Source organism: Streptomyces sp. NBC_00775 (assembly GCF_036347135.1).
Taxonomy (GTDB): domain Bacteria; phylum Actinomycetota; class Actinomycetes; order Streptomycetales; family Streptomycetaceae; genus Streptomyces; species Streptomyces lutosisoli.
This window is the reverse complement of the sequence record NZ_CP108938.1, coordinates 5,931,469-5,947,665: the sequence shown is the minus strand read 5'-3', so window position 1 is coordinate 5,947,665 and position 16,197 is coordinate 5,931,469. Positions and strand designations below refer to the sequence as shown.

General features: G+C 70.2%; 12 protein-coding genes. 6 read left to right on the top strand and 6 right to left on the bottom strand.

Annotated features, from left to right (window positions below):
• Positions 1-56 precede the first annotated feature (56 nt).
• Positions 57-1,730 (top strand): DNA repair helicase XPB, encoded by a 1,674-nt coding sequence (locus OIC96_RS26600; protein WP_330305441.1) that lies wholly within the window; start codon positions 57-59, stop codon positions 1,728-1,730.
• Here OIC96_RS26600 and OIC96_RS26595 read toward each other — a convergent pair.
• Both OIC96_RS26595 and OIC96_RS26590 read right to left on the bottom strand, forming a co-directional pair.
• The gene (locus OIC96_RS26595) at positions 1,658-2,779 is read right to left on the bottom strand and encodes a glycosyltransferase 87 family protein (RefSeq protein ID WP_330310163.1); all 1,122 of its coding nucleotides are present in this window, start codon (positions 2,777-2,779) and stop codon (positions 1,658-1,660) included. The genes OIC96_RS26600 and OIC96_RS26595 overlap by 73 nt on opposite strands.
• 87 nt (positions 2,780-2,866) lie before the next feature.
• Positions 2,867-3,058, bottom strand: a complete 192-nt coding sequence (locus OIC96_RS26590; RefSeq protein WP_330305442.1) for a hypothetical protein — start codon at positions 3,056-3,058, stop codon at positions 2,867-2,869.
• Positions 3,059-3,481: 423 nt separating this feature from the next.
• On the opposite strand from OIC96_RS26590, the gene OIC96_RS26585 reads away from it, so the two are divergent.
• Entirely contained in the window at positions 3,482-5,482 is a 2,001-nt protein-coding gene (locus OIC96_RS26585; RefSeq protein ID WP_330310164.1) for a HelD family protein, read from the top strand.
• A 13-nt stretch (positions 5,483-5,495) separates the two neighbouring features.
• Here OIC96_RS26585 and OIC96_RS26580 read toward each other — a convergent pair whose 3' ends face one another.
• A complete protein-coding gene (locus OIC96_RS26580; protein ID WP_330305443.1) occupies positions 5,496-5,864 on the bottom strand; it encodes an ArsR/SmtB family transcription factor in 369 nt (122 codons plus the stop codon).
• A gap of 93 nt (positions 5,865-5,957) precedes the next feature.
• On the opposite strand from OIC96_RS26580, the gene OIC96_RS26575 reads away from it, so the two are divergent.
• Positions 5,958-7,136, top strand: a complete 1,179-nt coding sequence (locus OIC96_RS26575; protein WP_330305444.1) for an MFS transporter — start codon at positions 5,958-5,960, stop codon at positions 7,134-7,136.
• A 93-nt stretch (positions 7,137-7,229) separates the two neighbouring features.
• Here OIC96_RS26575 and OIC96_RS26570 read toward each other — a convergent pair whose 3' ends face one another.
• The 3 genes from OIC96_RS26570 to OIC96_RS26560 form a co-directional block, all read right to left on the bottom strand.
• Positions 7,230-8,468, bottom strand: a complete 1,239-nt coding sequence (locus OIC96_RS26570) for a trypsin-like serine peptidase (protein ID WP_330305445.1) — start codon at positions 8,466-8,468, stop codon at positions 7,230-7,232.
• A 335-nt stretch (positions 8,469-8,803) separates the two neighbouring features.
• On the bottom strand, positions 8,804-9,493 hold the full coding sequence (locus OIC96_RS26565; protein WP_330305446.1) for a copper homeostasis protein CutC: 690 nt from the start codon (positions 9,491-9,493) through the stop codon (positions 8,804-8,806).
• A gap of 240 nt (positions 9,494-9,733) precedes the next feature.
• The gene (locus OIC96_RS26560; RefSeq protein ID WP_330462139.1) at positions 9,734-10,408 is read right to left on the bottom strand and encodes a maleylpyruvate isomerase family mycothiol-dependent enzyme; all 675 of its coding nucleotides are present in this window, start codon (positions 10,406-10,408) and stop codon (positions 9,734-9,736) included.
• Between the two features lie 47 nt (positions 10,409-10,455).
• On the opposite strand from OIC96_RS26560, the gene OIC96_RS26555 reads away from it, so the two are divergent.
• The 3 genes from OIC96_RS26555 to OIC96_RS26545 all read left to right on the top strand — a co-directional run bounded on the left by OIC96_RS26555 (position 10,456) and on the right by OIC96_RS26545 (position 16,109).
• Complete coding sequence (locus OIC96_RS26555) at positions 10,456-11,100, top strand: HD domain-containing protein (RefSeq protein ID WP_330305448.1); 645 nt, start codon at positions 10,456-10,458, stop codon at positions 11,098-11,100.
• Positions 11,101-11,203: 103 nt separating this feature from the next.
• Positions 11,204-11,563 carry a Pepco domain-containing protein gene (locus tag OIC96_RS26550; protein ID WP_330305449.1) on the top strand — a complete coding sequence of 120 codons (360 nt, stop codon included), beginning with the start codon at positions 11,204-11,206 and terminating at the stop codon, positions 11,561-11,563.
• 13 nt (positions 11,564-11,576) lie between these two features.
• Positions 11,577-16,109 carry an HD domain-containing protein gene (locus OIC96_RS26545; RefSeq protein WP_330305450.1) on the top strand — a complete coding sequence of 1,511 codons (4,533 nt, stop codon included), beginning with the start codon at positions 11,577-11,579 and terminating at the stop codon, positions 16,107-16,109.
• The last annotated feature ends 88 nt before the right edge of the window (positions 16,110-16,197 follow it).

Genomic DNA, 16,197 nt, shown 5'->3' with positions numbered 1-16,197 from the left:
CTGGACGTTTGGCCGGGCATCCGCGCTGGGATGCCGGCACGCAGAAAGGGACGGGTGTGAACGGACCCCTCATCGTCCAGAGCGACAAGACACTCCTGCTGGAAGTCGATCACGAGCTGGCGGACGCGTGCCGGCGGGTCATCGCGCCGTTCGCCGAGCTGGAGCGGGCGCCCGAGCACATTCACACGTACCGGGTGACGCCGCTGGGGCTGTGGAACGCGCGGGCCGCGGGCCACGACGCCGAGCAGGTCGTCGACGCGCTCGTGGAGTTCAGCCGCTATCCCGTGCCGCACGCGCTGCTCGTCGACATCGCCGAGACGATGGACCGTTACGGGCGGCTCACGCTGAGCAAGGACCCGGCGCACGGGCTCGTCCTCACCAGCACCGACCGGCCCGTGCTCGAAGAGGTGCTGCGCTCCAAGCGGATCGCCCCGCTGGTGGGCGCCCGGATCGACCCGGACACCGTCGCCGTGCACCCGTCCGAGCGCGGGCAGATCAAGCAGACGCTGCTCAAGCTGGGCTGGCCGGCCGAGGACCTCGCCGGATACGTCGACGGGGAGGCACACCCCATCGAGCTGGCCGAGGACGGCTGGGCGCTGCGCCCGTACCAGCGGCAGGCCGTGGAGAACTTCTGGCACGGCGGCAGCGGGGTCGTCGTGCTGCCCTGCGGTGCCGGGAAGACGCTTGTGGGTGCCGGGTCCATGGCGCAGGCCAAGGCCACCACCCTCATCCTCGTCACCAACACCGTCTCGGCCCGGCAGTGGAAGCACGAGCTGGTGAAGCGCACGAGTCTCACCGAGGACGAGATCGGCGAGTACAGCGGTACGCGCAAGGAGATCCGGCCGGTCACCATCGCGACGTACCAGGTGCTGACGACCAAGCGGAAGGGGATCTATCCCCACCTGGAGCTCTTCGACTCCCGTGACTGGGGGCTCATCGTCTACGACGAGGTGCATCTGCTGCCCGCGCCCGTCTTCAAGTTCACCGCCGATCTCCAGGCCCGCAGGCGGCTGGGCCTGACCGCCACCCTGGTCCGCGAGGACGGGCGCGAGTCGGACGTCTTCTCCCTCATCGGGCCCAAGCGGTTCGACGCGCCCTGGAAGGAGATCGAGGCACAGGGGTACATCGCGCCCGCCGACTGTGTCGAGGTCCGCGTCAATCTCACCGACTCCGAGCGGCTCGCCTACGCCACCGCCGAGACCGAGGAGAAGTACCGCTTCTGCGCCACGACCGCCACCAAGCGGAAGGTGACCGAGGCGCTGGTGCGGAGGTTCGCGGGGCAGCAGATCCTCGTGATCGGCCAGTACATCGACCAACTCGACGAGTTGGGCGAGCACTTGAACGCGCCCGTCATCAAGGGCGAGACCAGCAACGCGCAGCGCGAGAAGCTCTTCGACGCCTTCCGGGAGGGCGAGATCAGCGTCCTCGTCGTGTCGAAGGTCGCCAACTTCTCCATCGACCTGCCCGAGGCGACCGTCGCCATCCAGGTGTCCGGCACCTTCGGGTCACGGCAGGAGGAAGCCCAGCGGCTCGGGCGGGTGCTGCGCCCCAAGGCCGACGGCCACCAGGCGCACTTCTACTCCGTCGTCGCCCGCGACACCATCGACCAGGACTTCGCCGCCCACCGCCAGCGCTTCCTGGCGGAACAGGGGTACGCCTACCGGATCATGGACGCGGACGAGTTGCTCACCGACACCGATACCGGGACCGGGACCGGGACCGACAGCTGAGCGAGCAGCAGCAACCCCAGTAGGGGGTACGGCGCCGCCAACGGCTGCTGCCACCAGGGGAGTCGGAGGTCCAGCTCGCCCTGGTGCGGGATCAGCCAGAGAGTGCGGGCCGCGAAGACCGCGGTGACGGCCGCGGCCTGGCGGAGGCGGCCGTCCGCGTACAGCACGGCGATCAGCGGGACGCACCACACCCAGTGGTGCGACCAGCTGATCGGGGAGATCAGGAGGGCCGTGAACGCGGTCCCGAGAACGCCCCAGCGCTCGTCCCCGGCCCGTCGGGCCGCCAGCCACAGGCCCGCGCACCCGACCGCCGCCGCGGGCAGCGCCCAGGCGAGGCCCGGTGCGGGCTCCCCCAGGGCGCGGGCGATCAGCCCCTGAAGCGACTGGTTGTCGACGATCCATGCCTTGCCGACGCGACCGGTCTCGTACAGCCGCCGGGTCCAGAAGTCGACGCTCGCGGCGGGCAGCGCGAGTGCGCCCAGCAGGACGGTCGCGGCGAAGGCCGACGCGGCGCCTGCCGCCTCCCGGCGGCGGCGCCTGAGCAGCAGGTACGCGATGAAGACGGCGGGCGTGAGTTTCACCCCGGCGGCGATGCCCAGCGCGATGCCCTTGCCGGGGGCGCCGGGCGGCCGGGTCAGGTCCCAGAGGATCAGGCAGACGACGGCCAGGTTGATCTGACCGAAGAGGACGGTCTGGAAGACGGGTTCGAGCCACAGGGCGAAGGCGGTGGCGGCACAGAGCGCCGGGAGTCGCACCGGAAGTCCCGCGAAACGGCAGGAGAGCCGGACCAGCAGCGCCAGCAGGCCCACGTTTCCGGCGACGAAGGCCACCTTGAGGGCGCCCGGCGCGAGCCAGGCCGTCGGCACGAAGAGAAGCGCCGCGAAGGGCGGGTACGTGGCGGGCAGCTGCCACTCGGTGACGCTGAACCCGTAGAGATCCGTGCCGTTCAGTACGGCCGCGCCCTCGGCCCGGTAGACCAGCGCGTCGGCCATGGGGGCGCGTGTGACGACGCACAGCGCGCAGAAGGCGGCGAAGGAGAGGGCGAGCAGGGCGACTTCGTTGCGTGACGATTCGGTCACTTTCCGCTGAAGCACGGAGTGACCCTAGTGCCGGGGGACTTCGCCCCGGCGGACGGCTCACCGGCGTCGTACGCCCGCCTCCTCTCCGTACTCGCCGAGGAGCACCACGCGGAGTGCCGCGCCCGCGAACACCTTGACGGCGCGCAGGGCGTCGCCGAGACGGTGGCGGTGGTGGGTGGAGGTCGCGGCGGTCGCGCCGCTGGGGGGACCGGGGTGGCCCGTGCCTGGGGTGAAGGTTGCTGCGCTCATGTATCCATGGTGGAACTCCGAGCCCCCGATGGCGTCGGTCTTCCGACCGAACCTCGGCAGCCCTCTCGTACACCTGCGGACCGCTCGCCGTACGCCTCACGACGGACCCCAACCCCTAGGGCCCCCAAGGGCACACCCCTGAGACCGGTCCGGGCCGGGGAAGACCACCGGTCCCGGACCGTGGAAGACCACCGGTCCCGGACCGTGGAAAACCATTCGCCCCCACATCCTCCCGTCACCTAGAATCTCCGCTCTTGCCCGCCTCCTGTCACGGAGTGCCGCTGTCCGGCCGGAAACCGGACGGCATCCAGGAATCACCCACGCAGCAGGTCCCCGGAGGCAACCCCCGTGTCCACCCCGTCCGACGATCCCCTCTCCCGCGAGCAAGCCCACCTCGGCCAGTCCCGCGCCGCCCTGCGCGCGATGCGCGAGGACGTCGAGAACCTCGACATCCGTGACGTCACCGCGAACTGGGTGAACGCCGCGGTGCTCCAGCGCCAGATGGACGAGCGCATCAAGGCCCTCGCCGACCTCAGTCACACCCCGCTGTTCTTCGGGCGGCTCGACTACCTGCACCCGCCGGGCGCCGACAAGGCGGAGGGCGCCGAGGGCGAGCGCTTCTACATCGGACGGCGGCATGTGCACGACGCCGAGGGCGACCCGATGGTCATCGACTGGCGCGCGCCGGTGTCGCAGCCGTTCTACCGGGCCTCGAAGAAGAGCCCGATGGACGTCGGGCTGCGCCGCCGCTTCGGATACACGGGCGGCGACCTCACGGCGTACGAGGACGAGCACCTCTCCGACCCCGCCGAGGCCGCGGCCACCAGCAAGCTGCTCCAGCAGGAGATCGAGCGGCCGCGCGTCGGCCCGATGCGCGACATCGTGGCGACCATCCAGCCCGAGCAGGACGAGATCGTACGGTCGGGACTGTCCGGCTCGGTCTGTGTGCAGGGAGGCCCCGGCACCGGAAAGACCGCCGTCGGCCTGCACCGCGTCGCGTATCTGCTGTACGCCCACCGGGAGCGGCTCGCCCGCACCGGCACCCTGGTCATCGGGCCGAACAAGTCCTTCCTGCACTACATCGAGCAAGTCCTCCCGGCTCTGGGCGAGTTGGAGGTCAAGCAGGCGACCGTCGACGACCTCGTCGCCCATGTCGAGGTAAGCGGAAGCGACGACGCGACCGCCGCCGTCATCAAGGGCGACGCCCGGATGGCGGAAGTGCTGCGGCGGGCCGTGCGCTCCCATGTGACCCTGCCGGCCGAGCCGGTCGTCGTCGTGCGCGGTTCGCGGCGCTGGCGGGTGGCGGCGTACGAACTGGAGGAGATCGTCCGGGAGTTGCTCGACCGCGACATCCGGTACGGCGCCGCCCGCGAGGCCCTTCCGCAGCGGATCGCGCACGCCGTGCTGGTGCAGATGGAGCGGTCGGGCGAGGCGCCGGACGACCGGGTGCAGGACGCCGTCGCCCGCAACACCGCCGTGAAGGCCGCGGTCAAGGCGGTCTGGCCGCCCGTCGACCCCGCCAAACTCGTCCTGCGGCTGCTCTCCGACGCCGACTTCCTCGCCGTACACGCGGAGGGGCTCCTCGACGAGGACGAGCAGAAGGAGATCCTCTGGCAGAAGCCCGTGCGGAGCGTCAAAGCCGCCAAGTGGTCCGCCGCGGACGCCGTGTTGATCGACGAGGCCACCGACCTCGTGCAGCGCACGCACTCACTCGGGCATGTGGTGCTCGACGAGGCGCAGGACCTCTCCCCGATGCAGTACCGGGCCGTCGGCCGGCGCTGCACGACCGGTTCGGCGACCGTGCTGGGGGATCTGGCGCAGGGGACGACCCCGTGGGCGACGCGGAGCTGGGACGAGGCGCTGCGCCACCTCGGCAAGGGCGAGGCCGTGATCGAGGAGCTGACGGCGGGCTTCCGTGTGCCCACCGATGTCATCACCTACGCGTCCCGGCTGCTGCCGCACATCGCGCCCGGGCTGACCCCGGTGGCGTCGGTGCGGGAGAACCCGGGCTTCTTCGAGGTACGGGCGCACACCGGCGCGGCCGGCACGGACGAGACCGACACCGAAGTCGTCGAAGCCGAAGTCGTCGAAGCGGTGCGGGAGTTGCTGCGCAACGAGGGTTCCACCGGCCTGATCGCCGCCGACGCCCGCATTCCCGTCCTCGCCGAGGCGCTGGCGGCGGCCGGGCTGACGTATCTCGGCCCGGGCGAGGAGACGACGGCCGAGACCCGGCTCACCCTCGTACCGGCCTCGCTCGCCAAGGGTCTGGAGTACGACTACGTGGTCCTGGACGAGCCACAGGCCGTGGTCGACGGCGAACCGGACGAGCGGACGGGCCTGCGCCGCCTGTACGTGGCCCTGACCCGAGCGGTCTCGGGCCTGATCGTCACGCACGCGGCGCCACTGCCACCCCAACTCACCTGATCAGAGAGGGAATTCAGGCAGGGAAGTCGGGCAGGGAATCAGGAAGCGCCTTCAGCAGCGCGTCCAGGAGGCCGGGGAACCGGGCGTCGAGGTCGTCACGGCGCAGCCGCACGAAGCGGTTGCGGCCGACGGCCCGCGTCGAGGTGAGCCCGGCCTCACGCATGATCCGCATGTGGTGCGAGACGGTCGACTTGTGCAGATGGCCGACGCCGAGCACGTCCGGGGCGCAGCTGAACTGTTCGCCGGTCGCGTACTTCTTCAGCAGCCACAGCCGCACCGGGTCACCGAGCGCGTGCAGCACCTTGACCAGCTCGATGTCGTCCGCGTCGGGCTGCGGCAGCCACTCGCCTTCCTCGCCCTTCACGGACTTAACCGACTTCACGGGCACACCTCTCTCCTTACCGTTTGACAATCATCCAACAGTCTCTATTGTTTGACCAACGTCAAACCGTTCACGGACTCTTGGGGGACCCCCGTGCGCTTACGACTGCTCCTGCTCGCCCTCGGCACCTTCGCCGTGGGCACGGATGGCATGGTCATGGCCGGCATCCTGCCGCTCATCGCCCGCGATCTGAACGTCTCCATCACGGTCGCCGGACAACTGGTGACCGTCTTCGCCCTCTCGTACGCGGCGCTCGCGCCCGTGCTCGCCACGGCGACCGCCCGCTGGCCCCGCCACCGCGCCCTGCTTTCCGCACTCGCCGTCTTCAGCGTCGCCAACGCCCTTACGGCACTGGCTCCCTCGTACGGCGTCCTGCTCGCCACCCGGGTACTGGCCGCCGTCGGCGCCGCGCTCTACACGCCGACGGCCAACGCCGTCGCCACCTCGCTCGTACCGCCCGAGCGGCGCGGGCGGGCCATCGCCGTGGTGATGGGCGGACTGACCGCCGCCACCGCTCTCGGGGTTCCGCTGGGCACCTGGATCGGCCGCACCGACTGGCGGCTGACGATGTGGCTGGTGACGGCGCTCGGGCTGGCCGCGTTCGCCGGGCTCGCGCTGATGCTGCGCGAACTGCCGCAACCCGTAGGCGGGTTGAGCCTGCGCGAGCGGCTGACGCCGCTCGCCAACCCCCGCGTCCTGGGTGCGGCCCTCACGACGTTCCTGGTCTTCCTGGCCTTCCAGACGACCTACATCTACTACACGGTGGCCACCTACCCCGCGACCGGCGGCGATCAGGACCGGCTGACGTTGCTGCTCCTGGTGTCCGGATTCGCGTCCGTGGGGGGCGGCCAGCTCGGCGGGCGGCTGGTCGACCGGTGGGGGGCGCGACCGGTGATCCTCGCCTCGGGCACGGCGTACCTGGCGCTCGCCACCGCATCCCCCTGGACGCTCCAGTCCCTGCCGACCGCGCTGGCGTCCGCCGCGCTCACCCCACTCGTCGGCTGGTCCATCGCCGTCGCCCTCACCGCCCGCCTCGCCTCCCTCGACCCGGCGAACGCTCCCCTGCTCATCTCCCTCAACAGCAGCGCGCTGTACCTGGGCATCGCGGCGGCCGGCGGCACCGGAAGCCTCGCGATCTCGCTGTTCGGAGACCGCTGGTTCCTGCTGGCGGGGGCGGGGCTGGCGGCGCTGGCGGTGGCCGTGGCGGCGTTCACGACACGGGAAGCGCGCCCGGCCCGGACCCCGGCGAAACCCGCCCCGGTCCGGGCCTGAGACAGGGGTGGCCGCGGCGCCCATGAGCACCGCGGCCACCTCAACTCCCCGGTCACGCCAGGGCTGTTACTTGAACTACGAGAACCACTAGAACTACTTGAACTTCTTCCACATGGCCTGGTAGACCGCCTTGGCGTCCGTGCCGAGGCGCGGCCCGGTCAGCGCACCGTTGCCGCCCAACGAGGTGTTGGACACGAGGTAGTTGCGGCCCTTGTGCGACATGTACCAGGGGCCGCCCGAGGCGCCGCCGGTCATGGTGCAGCCGACCTGGTACTCGGCCGGGTACTTGCTCGGGTAGCTGGCACCGAGCACGTAGCGCTTGGTGGCGCCGCGGCAGTCGTACATCTTCGAGCCCTCGTAGGGCGAAGCGGCGGGGTAGCCGCGGACCTTCATGTTCTTGACCTTGTTCGCCGCCGGGGCGTTGAACCACACCGGCAGGGCCGAACCGACCTGCTCCTGCAGCGACTTGTGGCCCTTGGGCTGCTTGACGTGCAGCACGGCGTAGTCGTACGTGGAGGCCCAGGTGCCGCTGTGGCCCGAGCCGCCCTTGATCCAGTTGTTGGACGTGATGGCCCAGTCGGCCCAGTAGCTGCCGTACGGCGAGACGCTGCGGGAGTTGGCGTTCTGGACCGCCTGCTGGATGTTCAGGTTGCCCTTGTTGTTGAAGGACGGGTAGAAGGCGATGTTGCGGTACCAGCCCGCGCCCTTGCCGCCGTGCACGCAGTGGCCCGCGGTCCACACCATGTTGGACTTGCCCGGGTGCGCGGGGTCGGAGACCACCGCGGCGGAGCACACGTACTCGCCCTCGGGGGTGCTGAAGAACAGCTTGCCCACGGCCGCCGCGTAGTGGTGGTACGTGGACTTCACCCGCGTGGCCTTGTACTTCTTGACGTGGCCGTCGGGCTCGTAGGCGTAGACGGCGCCGCCCGAACCGGAGCTCATGTTGGTCGACTTGGCGACGGTCGGCATGTCACCGGTGATCTCCTTGGCCGCGGCGATGCGCTCCGGCGTCCAGAAGTCCTCGATGTACGGGTTGGCGAAGTCCTCAGCCTTGGATGCCCAGTTGCTGTAGTCCTTCCACCCCCCGTTCTTCCACTTGTCCAGGTCGGCGCCGCTGAGGTCGGTGGGGATACCGGCGGGCAGCTTGTAGCCCCCGATGGAGACGCCGCTGTCGTCACCGCCGGTGTCCACGTTCTTGTCCGCCTGCGCGGACGACGAGGGCGCCGCGTCGGCCGCGTCGTCCTTCTTGCTGTCACAGGCCGTGGTGGTGACCATGATGGCCGCGATCACCGCTGCGGCGGCCGCGAGCGAGCGGCTGCGTATGGATGGCATGGAGCGTTGTCCCCCTGTTGCTGTGCACGTGCGCATTTGTCATGCCCCGGCTCACCGAGGCTTCCCTAATATGCACGCACGGGGGCGACCCGTGATCGCCACGAGACCCTCAACACACAACAACTACCGGGCAGATACGGATCTGTGACCTCGGGGGTGGGGTGGGTAGGGGGTTGTTCGTTTGCCTGCGGGCCGGTGGGGGTTGCCCGCGCAGTTCCCCGCGCCCCTAAAAGGGGCGCGGGGAACTGCGCAATCTTTTAGGGGGGTCTGGGGGCGCAGCCCCCAGGGATGGGACGGGTAGGGGCGGCGGGGGCGAAGAACACCCCACGTGCCCCCTACGCGTCCAGCGCCACCCGCCACTCCCGCACCGCATCCACCGAGACCGGCCCGGCCCAGCCCCCGGGGCGGGCGGCGCCGCCGATATGGAAGGCGTCGACCCCCGCGGCGCGCAGCGGCGGCACATGGTCGAGGCGCAGACCCCCGCCGACCATGATCCGCGGCTCGTAGCCGGGCTCACCACTGCGCGCGGCCTCGGCGACCAGCGTGGGGAGGCCATCGTCCACGCCCTCGGGGGAGCCGGCCGTGAGGTACGCGTCGAGGCCCGGCAGGTCGGCGAGCTGCTTGCGCAGGGCGTCGCGGTCGGCGGCACGGTCGATCGCACGGTGGAAGGTCCAGCGGCAGCCGTGCAGCTCGGCGATGATCCGCTCCACGGCGGCGAGGTCGGGGCCGCCGTGCTCGTCGAGGAACCCGAGCACGAACTCGTCCGCCCCGGCGGCACGCATCTGCCTGGCGACGCGCACCAGCGCGTCGACGTCCCCCGCGGCGAAGCCGTCCGCCAGGCGGAGCATCACGCGCAGCGAGATGTCGACGGCGGCACGGATCCCGACGAAGTTCTCGACCGGCGGAGTGAGTCCGTCGGCGGCCATGTCGGTGACCAGCTCCAGCCGGTCCGCACCTCCGGCCTGGGCGGCGACCGCGTCCTCCACGCCGAGGGCGATCACCTCCAGGACTGCGCGCTTGCTCATAGGACCTCTTCCCCTTGGGCGACTACAGGTCTAGTCCAATCCAAGAGTACGCCGAGATGCCGCTCCCCCGCGAGAAGATCGCCGCGAGGCGGTGTACGGCCGGAGCGGTTTTCGCCCCCGCCGCCCCTACCCGTCCCATCCGTACCTGGGGGCTCCGCCCCCAGACCCCCAAAAGACTGCGCAGTTCCCCGCGCCCCTTAAGGGGCGCGGGGAACTGCGCGAGCAACCCCCACCCACCCGTCACCCGAAGATGTTCAGCTCCCCCGCCCCCGCCCCGACCAGCTCATACCGAGCCCCCACAACCGGCCGCCCCGAATACAACCGCACCAACGTCGCCGCATCCCCGAGATACCGGGCCGGCGGCCGCTCCCCCGGCACAGCCCCCAGCCGCAGCGGCTCGTCCACATCGTCCAGGTCGGCATGGAGCGGCAGGTGCCCCTTCTCCCGCGTGATCCGCGCGAGAAGGGTGAGCGCGTGCGGCAGCCCGTCGCCCGCGTACGCCCCCGGCTCCCCGAAGACCTCCCGTACGTCACCGGCGTGCACCCACTCACCCAGCGCGACCATGTCGAGCACACCGCCCGCCTTGGCGATCACCGGCCCGGCCTCGGTCATCCCGCGCTCCAGCTCGTCGATGACCTCACCCATCGACCAGTCGCCGCGCTCGGCGATGTCCCGGTCGTTGCACTCCGGGCTGAACACACCCTTCTCGAACCGGCGCTCCACCACCCGGATCAGCGCGGCCGAACAGTGCGCGAGGACGTCCCGCACGGTCCACCCCGGACACGCGGTGGTGGCCAGCGCGAAGTCCTCGTCCGGCCTGGCCCGCAGCAGCGGTATCAGCGCGTCACGCTCGATGGTGAGAAGCCGTCCGGGCAGCTCGGGGTCGCGTACGTCGTGTACGTCAGCAGGAGTCATGGTCTTCACGCTAGGGGCTCTGGGGCAGCGCGCGGGAGAATAGCCGCATGGTCGATCTCGATGCCCTGCGCACCCGCTGGACCCGCGCCCTGGAAGAAGCCCGGGCGCCCGGCGGCGGCCCGGACCCGGTCCCCTACGCCGACAACCTCCTCACCCGCTGGCAGGAGGCGCAGCGCCACTACCACACCGTCACGCACCTCAAGGCGGTCCTCGACCACATCGACGTACTGGAGAAGCACGCGGACGACCCGGACCTGGTGCGGCTGGCCGCCTGGTTCCACGACGCCGTGTACTTCCCCGACCGCTCCGAGAACGAGGAGCGGTCCGCCCGCCTCGCCGAGCGCGCGCTCCCCGAGGCCGGGGTGTCCGAGGAGAGGACCGAGGAAGTCGCCCGCCTGGTCCGCCTCACCGTCACCCACGACCCGTCCGACGGCGACCGCAACGGCCAGGTCCTGTGCGACGCCGACCTGGCGATCCTGGCCTCGTCCCCGAACGCGTACGCCGCCTACACCGCCGCCGTCCGCCAGGAGTACGCCTTCGTCCCGAACGACGCCTTCCGCGAGGGCCGCGCCGCGATCCTGCGCCAACTCCTCGACCTGCCCCGCCTGTTCCACACGCCGCACGGGGCGGCGGAGTGGGAGGCGACCGCGCGGTACAACATCGGCTCCGAGCTGGAATTGCTCACCAGCTGACGGATCGTCGGTCCCCCATCCACCACGAGTGACCGTTTGCCTGCTCAATTGCCCTTCCGAGCCCTAAGGTTGGTCCAGCCACCGTGCGGGGGAAGGACCGGGGATGGACCAGGGGACGGACCAGCCGAACGAACTCTCGGAGCAGACTCTGCCGTTCTGGGTCAGCGTCACGGAGGACGGTGACGACGGGACGGGCGGGTCGGACTCGATGGGGCTGTTCGGCCGCGACAGCGAAGCCGTTCTGCGCTCGGTTCCGCTGGGCCCGCTGCGCAAGAACCTCGCGGCGACCGTCGACGCCCTCCAGCAGCTCTTCGCCGACGCCTCGGCCCGCGGCGGCACCCTCCCGCTCGCCGAGGCCCAGCTCTCCTTCCAGGTCACCGCGAGCGGCGGCATCCAGCTCATCGGGACGGGCCAGGTACAGGGCACCCGCGGGCTGACGCTCGTCTTCAAGCGACCGTCCTGAGAGCGGTGCCGCGTTGGCTCGTTACAAGGCTCTGCTCATCGGGGTCGCCCAGTACGAAGCTCCGGGAATCAGCCCGCTGCCCTTCGTCCACGACGACCTGGACCGGATGGCGACCGCTCTGTCGGCGCGGGGTTTCCACCAGGTGCACCTGGCCCAGGCTCAATGGTTCACACCCAACGTGATCAATGGCGAGGTGACGGGTTTCCTGGCCTCGGCCGAACCCGGCGACCGACTGCTCGTCGTCATGAGCGGCCACGGCGTGCACTCCGAGGGCAGGGACTACCTCGTCCCCGAGGACATCCGCCCGGAGCTGTCCCCTTTCACCGGCGGATGCGTCGAGATCGACTGGCGTGACGAACTGGAAAGCACCCGCGCGAGCCAGGTGGTCTTCCTGATCGACGCCTGCCGCGAAGGCATCCGCAACGACACGATGAGCACGTCGGCCTGGTCGATCCGCAAGGTCGCCGCCGCGCTGCGGCGCAAGGCCGCCTACGTCTACGCCTGCTCACAGGCGGAGGTGGCCCGCTACGTCCGGGACACGGACACCGTCCGGGCCGGCCATGACGTGGGCACGAAGCCTGCGGACACCTTCAGCCTCTTCTCCCGGACGGTCACCGATCTACTGGCCGGCCCGGTGAGCACACTGCGCGAGTTCAAGCCGGCCGCCCAGGAGCGCATCGACGCCCTGCACAAGGCGTACGGGAAACCGGGCGTACCGCAGCACGTCCGCGTGCTCACCGAGGACGACCACGACGACTTCACGGTCTTCCCTCCGGCCGAAACGACCACGGGCCTCAGCGGTGCCGAGCGGACCTGGGCCGAGACGGTCATGGCCCATCCGGCCTGGAAGCTCACCTCCCCGGCCCGGGCCGCGAGCGTCGACTCGCTCAAAGAGGTCTGCGGTCTGCTCGCGGGACGGTACGGCCGTGCCTGCGCCGCCGCCGAGCCCAAGATCGCCGACGACCCCTGGTACGACAGGGAGCTGGCCGACCGCACCACGGAGCGGGTCGGCTTCCTGCTGCTCCGCCTTCCCGAGGAGACCGAGCTCTCGCCGACCGAGGCCGCGCTGCTGGCCGTACTGCCCTTCGCGACCCAGGCCCACTGGGCGCAACAGGCGGCCCGTCGGGAACTGCCGGACACCGAACTGAACGACTTCCTCAAGTCGTTCCCCCGTCTGGGCCGCCGACTGCGCACCCTGGAGCAGAAGCCCTCACAGGCCCTCTCCGACATCCGCTGGTGGGGATTCCACCGCTGGCTGGTCCGGCAGCCGGAAGCATTCACCCCCAGGTTCCTCACCTGCGACTCCCTGGAGATCCCGGCCGCGGCACCCGCCTGGGTCCGCTCGGAGCTGTCCGCCACCCGGCTGCTGTCCTACCTCAAGGAACAGCGGGTCGCCCCCTCCGCCATCCCCGGCAGCACCCGCAGCACCGCGCTCCAGGAGGAACGCGAGGTCGCGCCCAGCACCTCGCACGAACACACGGTCCGGGAGCGGCTGGTCTCCGCCCTGCTCAAGGCCGCACACGCACTCGCCATCGACCCGGCCGACCTCCCCGAGGTCCTCGTCGAGCACCTCGGCATCTCCGACAGTGTCTCGATGGAGGACCTGCGGGCCACCCTGCGCCAGTCGCACTGGGTGCCCGCGGGCGCCGGCCGGTCCCTCAACGCACTGTGCGGACACCCCGCCATCGAGCTGGCTCTCAAGCGGCACGGCGAGACGGTGGACGTACTCCTGCGCGACATCAACAAGGAGGCGGCGAAGCGGGGCAGCTCGCTGGCTCCCCTCGCGTCCCTCCCCGCCTACGCCGACGGCCAGCAGGTACGCCCGAGCGGCGCGGCCCCCGCCGAGCTCTCCAGCGGCATCCGCTTCCGCCTCGCCGACGACCGCGTCCAGGAACTCCTGATGGGCGAACAGCTCTACGGCGACCGGGCGTTGGCGATCCGCGAGCTGTACCAGAACGCCCTGGACGCGCTCCGGTACCGCACGGCACGCACGGAGTATCTCCGCCGCACCGGTGTCCAAGTCCTCCCCTGGAAGGGCGAGATCGTCTTCAGCGAGGGGACGGACGACCGCGGCCTGCCCTACCTGGAATGCGCAGACAACGGCATCGGCATGGGCGTCACGGAACTGAGCCGCGCCTTCGCCCAGGGCGGCTCCCGCTTCGTGGACCTGCCCGAATACCTGGAGGAGGGCGCCCAATGGGCCTCCCTCGACCCGCCGGTCGAACTGGTACCGGTGAGCCGCTTCGGCCTCGGCGTGCTCAGCTACTTCATGATCGCCGATGAACTGTCCGTGCTGACCTGCCGCCTGGACCGCGAGGGGCGCCCCGGCCGCCTGCTGAAGGTGACGATCGCCGGGCCCGGGAACCTGTTCCGGGTCGAGGATTTGGGGCCCGGGCGGGAGGCGGGGACCAAGGTGCGGCTGCATGGGGCACCGGAGCGACCGATGCCGTCCAGCGGCGAGGAGTTGGGGAAGCACCTTTGGGTTTCGCCTTATGAGGTGCGGGCGCCGGTGGGAAAGGAGGTGCGGCGGTGGGAGGCGAAGAAGCTGGTGGTCGAGGCGAAGGCCGGCGGCGAGTTCTCGTCGTCGGCTTATCCTCGCGACCTCGGTACACGCCTTCCGTCCGGGAAGTCCACGCCGTACGTCTGGGCCTGGGAATTGAACCACCAAGCCGGGCGCCACTCAGTTTCGGGGGGACCGTCGAGGCCCTCGTCCGCGGTGGCCTGCCAACAGGACGGCGTGTGGTGGACGGACGGCAACGGCGCCCTTCTGGTGGACGGAATCGCCAACGACACCACCCGCTTCGGACGAGTGGTCGACCTCCACGGCGCGGAGCAGGCGACACTGTCCGTCGATCGCAAGAAGCTCAGCTGGTACGACGAGCAGTTGGTGCACGACCAGTGCGTTGCGGCCATCGACGACTTGATCGACGCGCCAGGCCTTCTGTCTCCTGCATGGCTGGACGTTCTGCACGCGCAGGACTCCGAACTGGCTGAGTCGATCGCCATCCGTGCGGCAGAGAAAGAGATCTCTTGGAGGAGCTACGACTGGACACTCGACGTAGGCAGGACCGGATTCTTTCCGCCGGATCTGCTGCTCCTGCCTACCGTCACCGGTTCTTTCCCGTGGCCCAGGGGCAGCCATGACACCGTCGCGGCCCTCATGATTCTCTGCATGCCGGAACCGGTCCTCCGTTGGCGGCTGCGGGCCCTCCACCCCGATCTGCCGGCAGACTCCCTGCCGGCCGCAAGACCATCGGATCTGCCGTTGCTCTCCTTCGGAGGCCAACGGACCTGGGCACAGGTTCTCCAACAAGCCACCGCGTCGTACACCGAAGCACACGAGCTCGGCGACGCCTCACGCGATCAGTCCGCCCAGCGGGACGATGAACTACGTGAGCTGGATCAGCTGACCGCTCTCCCGCGATGGCGACCGGCCCAGTTCACCGTGTCATGGGCGGAGTTGCTTGTCACAGCCGCGCACTTGTGGCGCGCACCCGGCCAAGTCGCCGAGCGGCTAAGCCAGCTGGGGTACAACGTGGCCGACTTGGGCTCACTGGCGACAACCTCGGCCGACGATCTGCCCCTCTTGGTTCTGGGCAGAAGTCCGCTTGCCTCCTTCCTCGGCCTCAGGCACGCTTCTTCCGAAGAGCTCCTCCCTCCTGGGGCATGCATCCCCCTCGCCCATCTCTACGCTCAAGATCACCCGCTGGAAGCGGCCCGGCGCCTGAAGGAGTTGGGGTACGTACTCCCCTCGCGCGCCTTCGATCACCTCGTCGGCCGGAGCGGGACCAACAAACCGGACCAGGGAATCGCCAAGGCCCTGCTGCAGCACCCCGATGGTCTGTCGACCCTGGCGGCAGAGACCGATCGGGTCAGCCGTGGCCAACTCCTCTTCACGGCGGCACGCATGCGGTCCAGGCCCGAGACCGTGGCGAAGAGACTGACCGAGCTCGGTTTCGTCGTGCCCGACCTCACAGAACTCCCAGAGCTGACAGCGGCACACCATGCTGTGGCCGCCGTGGGTCTGAGAATCCGCCGGATCAACACCGGGGACTCGGTCTCCGCGGTCACGGCCTTCCGGATGGCGGCCGAGAACCAAGAGCCGATCCAAACAGCGCTCGCCGACTTCGGCATCCAGACCGACCAATCCCCCGTACATCATGCGCCCGCAGCGATCCCAACCAACGCAGACGCAGACGCAGACTGGACAGCCTCGGCAACCCAGCTCCCCCTCATCGCACCGACCTACCTACGCGTCGCCGCCACCCTCACCAACGGCTCCGTCGAAACCCTCAAGGACGTCTACCGGGCAAGCGGCTACACCGCAGACTTCCCCGAAGACCCCGCCCACGACCAACTCCTCATCCGCGCCTTCCAAGCCCCCGACTCCCTCGACCCCCACCCCGGTCAGGGCCGCCACGCCACCCTCGCCGAGATCACCTCCGCCGCCCTCATGCTGCGGCGCCCCTTCCGCGAGGTGGCCGCCAAGGCCACCGAGCTCGGCTTCCACCACGAAGCCGAAAACTGGTTCGACGCCAACCCCTGAACGCCGTACGAAGGGGACATGGCCCCAACTCCCCAATCCGCGCCCCCGGATACCCCCACCCCCGGCCCCACCCCAACCGCCCGCCCCC

What these genes read in the sequence shown, in the direction of transcription:
- OIC96_RS26590 (WP_330305442.1), bottom strand. Translation starts at nt 3,058, where the DNA reads ATGAGCGCAGCAACCTTCACCCCAGGCACGGGCCACCCCGGTCCCCCC.
- OIC96_RS26585 (WP_330310164.1), top strand. Translation starts at nt 3,482, where the DNA reads ATGCGCGAGGACGTCGAGAACCTCGACATCCGTGACGTCACCGCGAAC.
- OIC96_RS26570 (WP_330305445.1), bottom strand. Translation starts at nt 8,468, where the DNA reads ATGCCATCCATACGCAGCCGCTCGCTCGCGGCCGCCGCAGCGGTGATC.
- OIC96_RS26565 (WP_330305446.1), bottom strand. Translation starts at nt 9,493, where the DNA reads ATGAGCAAGCGCGCAGTCCTGGAGGTGATCGCCCTCGGCGTGGAGGAC.
- OIC96_RS26560 (WP_330462139.1), bottom strand. Translation starts at nt 10,408, where the DNA reads ATGACTCCTGCTGACGTACACGACGTACGCGACCCCGAGCTGCCCGGA.
- OIC96_RS26555 (WP_330305448.1), top strand. Translation starts at nt 10,456, where the DNA reads ATGGTCGATCTCGATGCCCTGCGCACCCGCTGGACCCGCGCCCTGGAA.
- OIC96_RS26550 (WP_330305449.1), top strand. Translation starts at nt 11,204, where the DNA reads ATGGACCAGGGGACGGACCAGCCGAACGAACTCTCGGAGCAGACTCTG.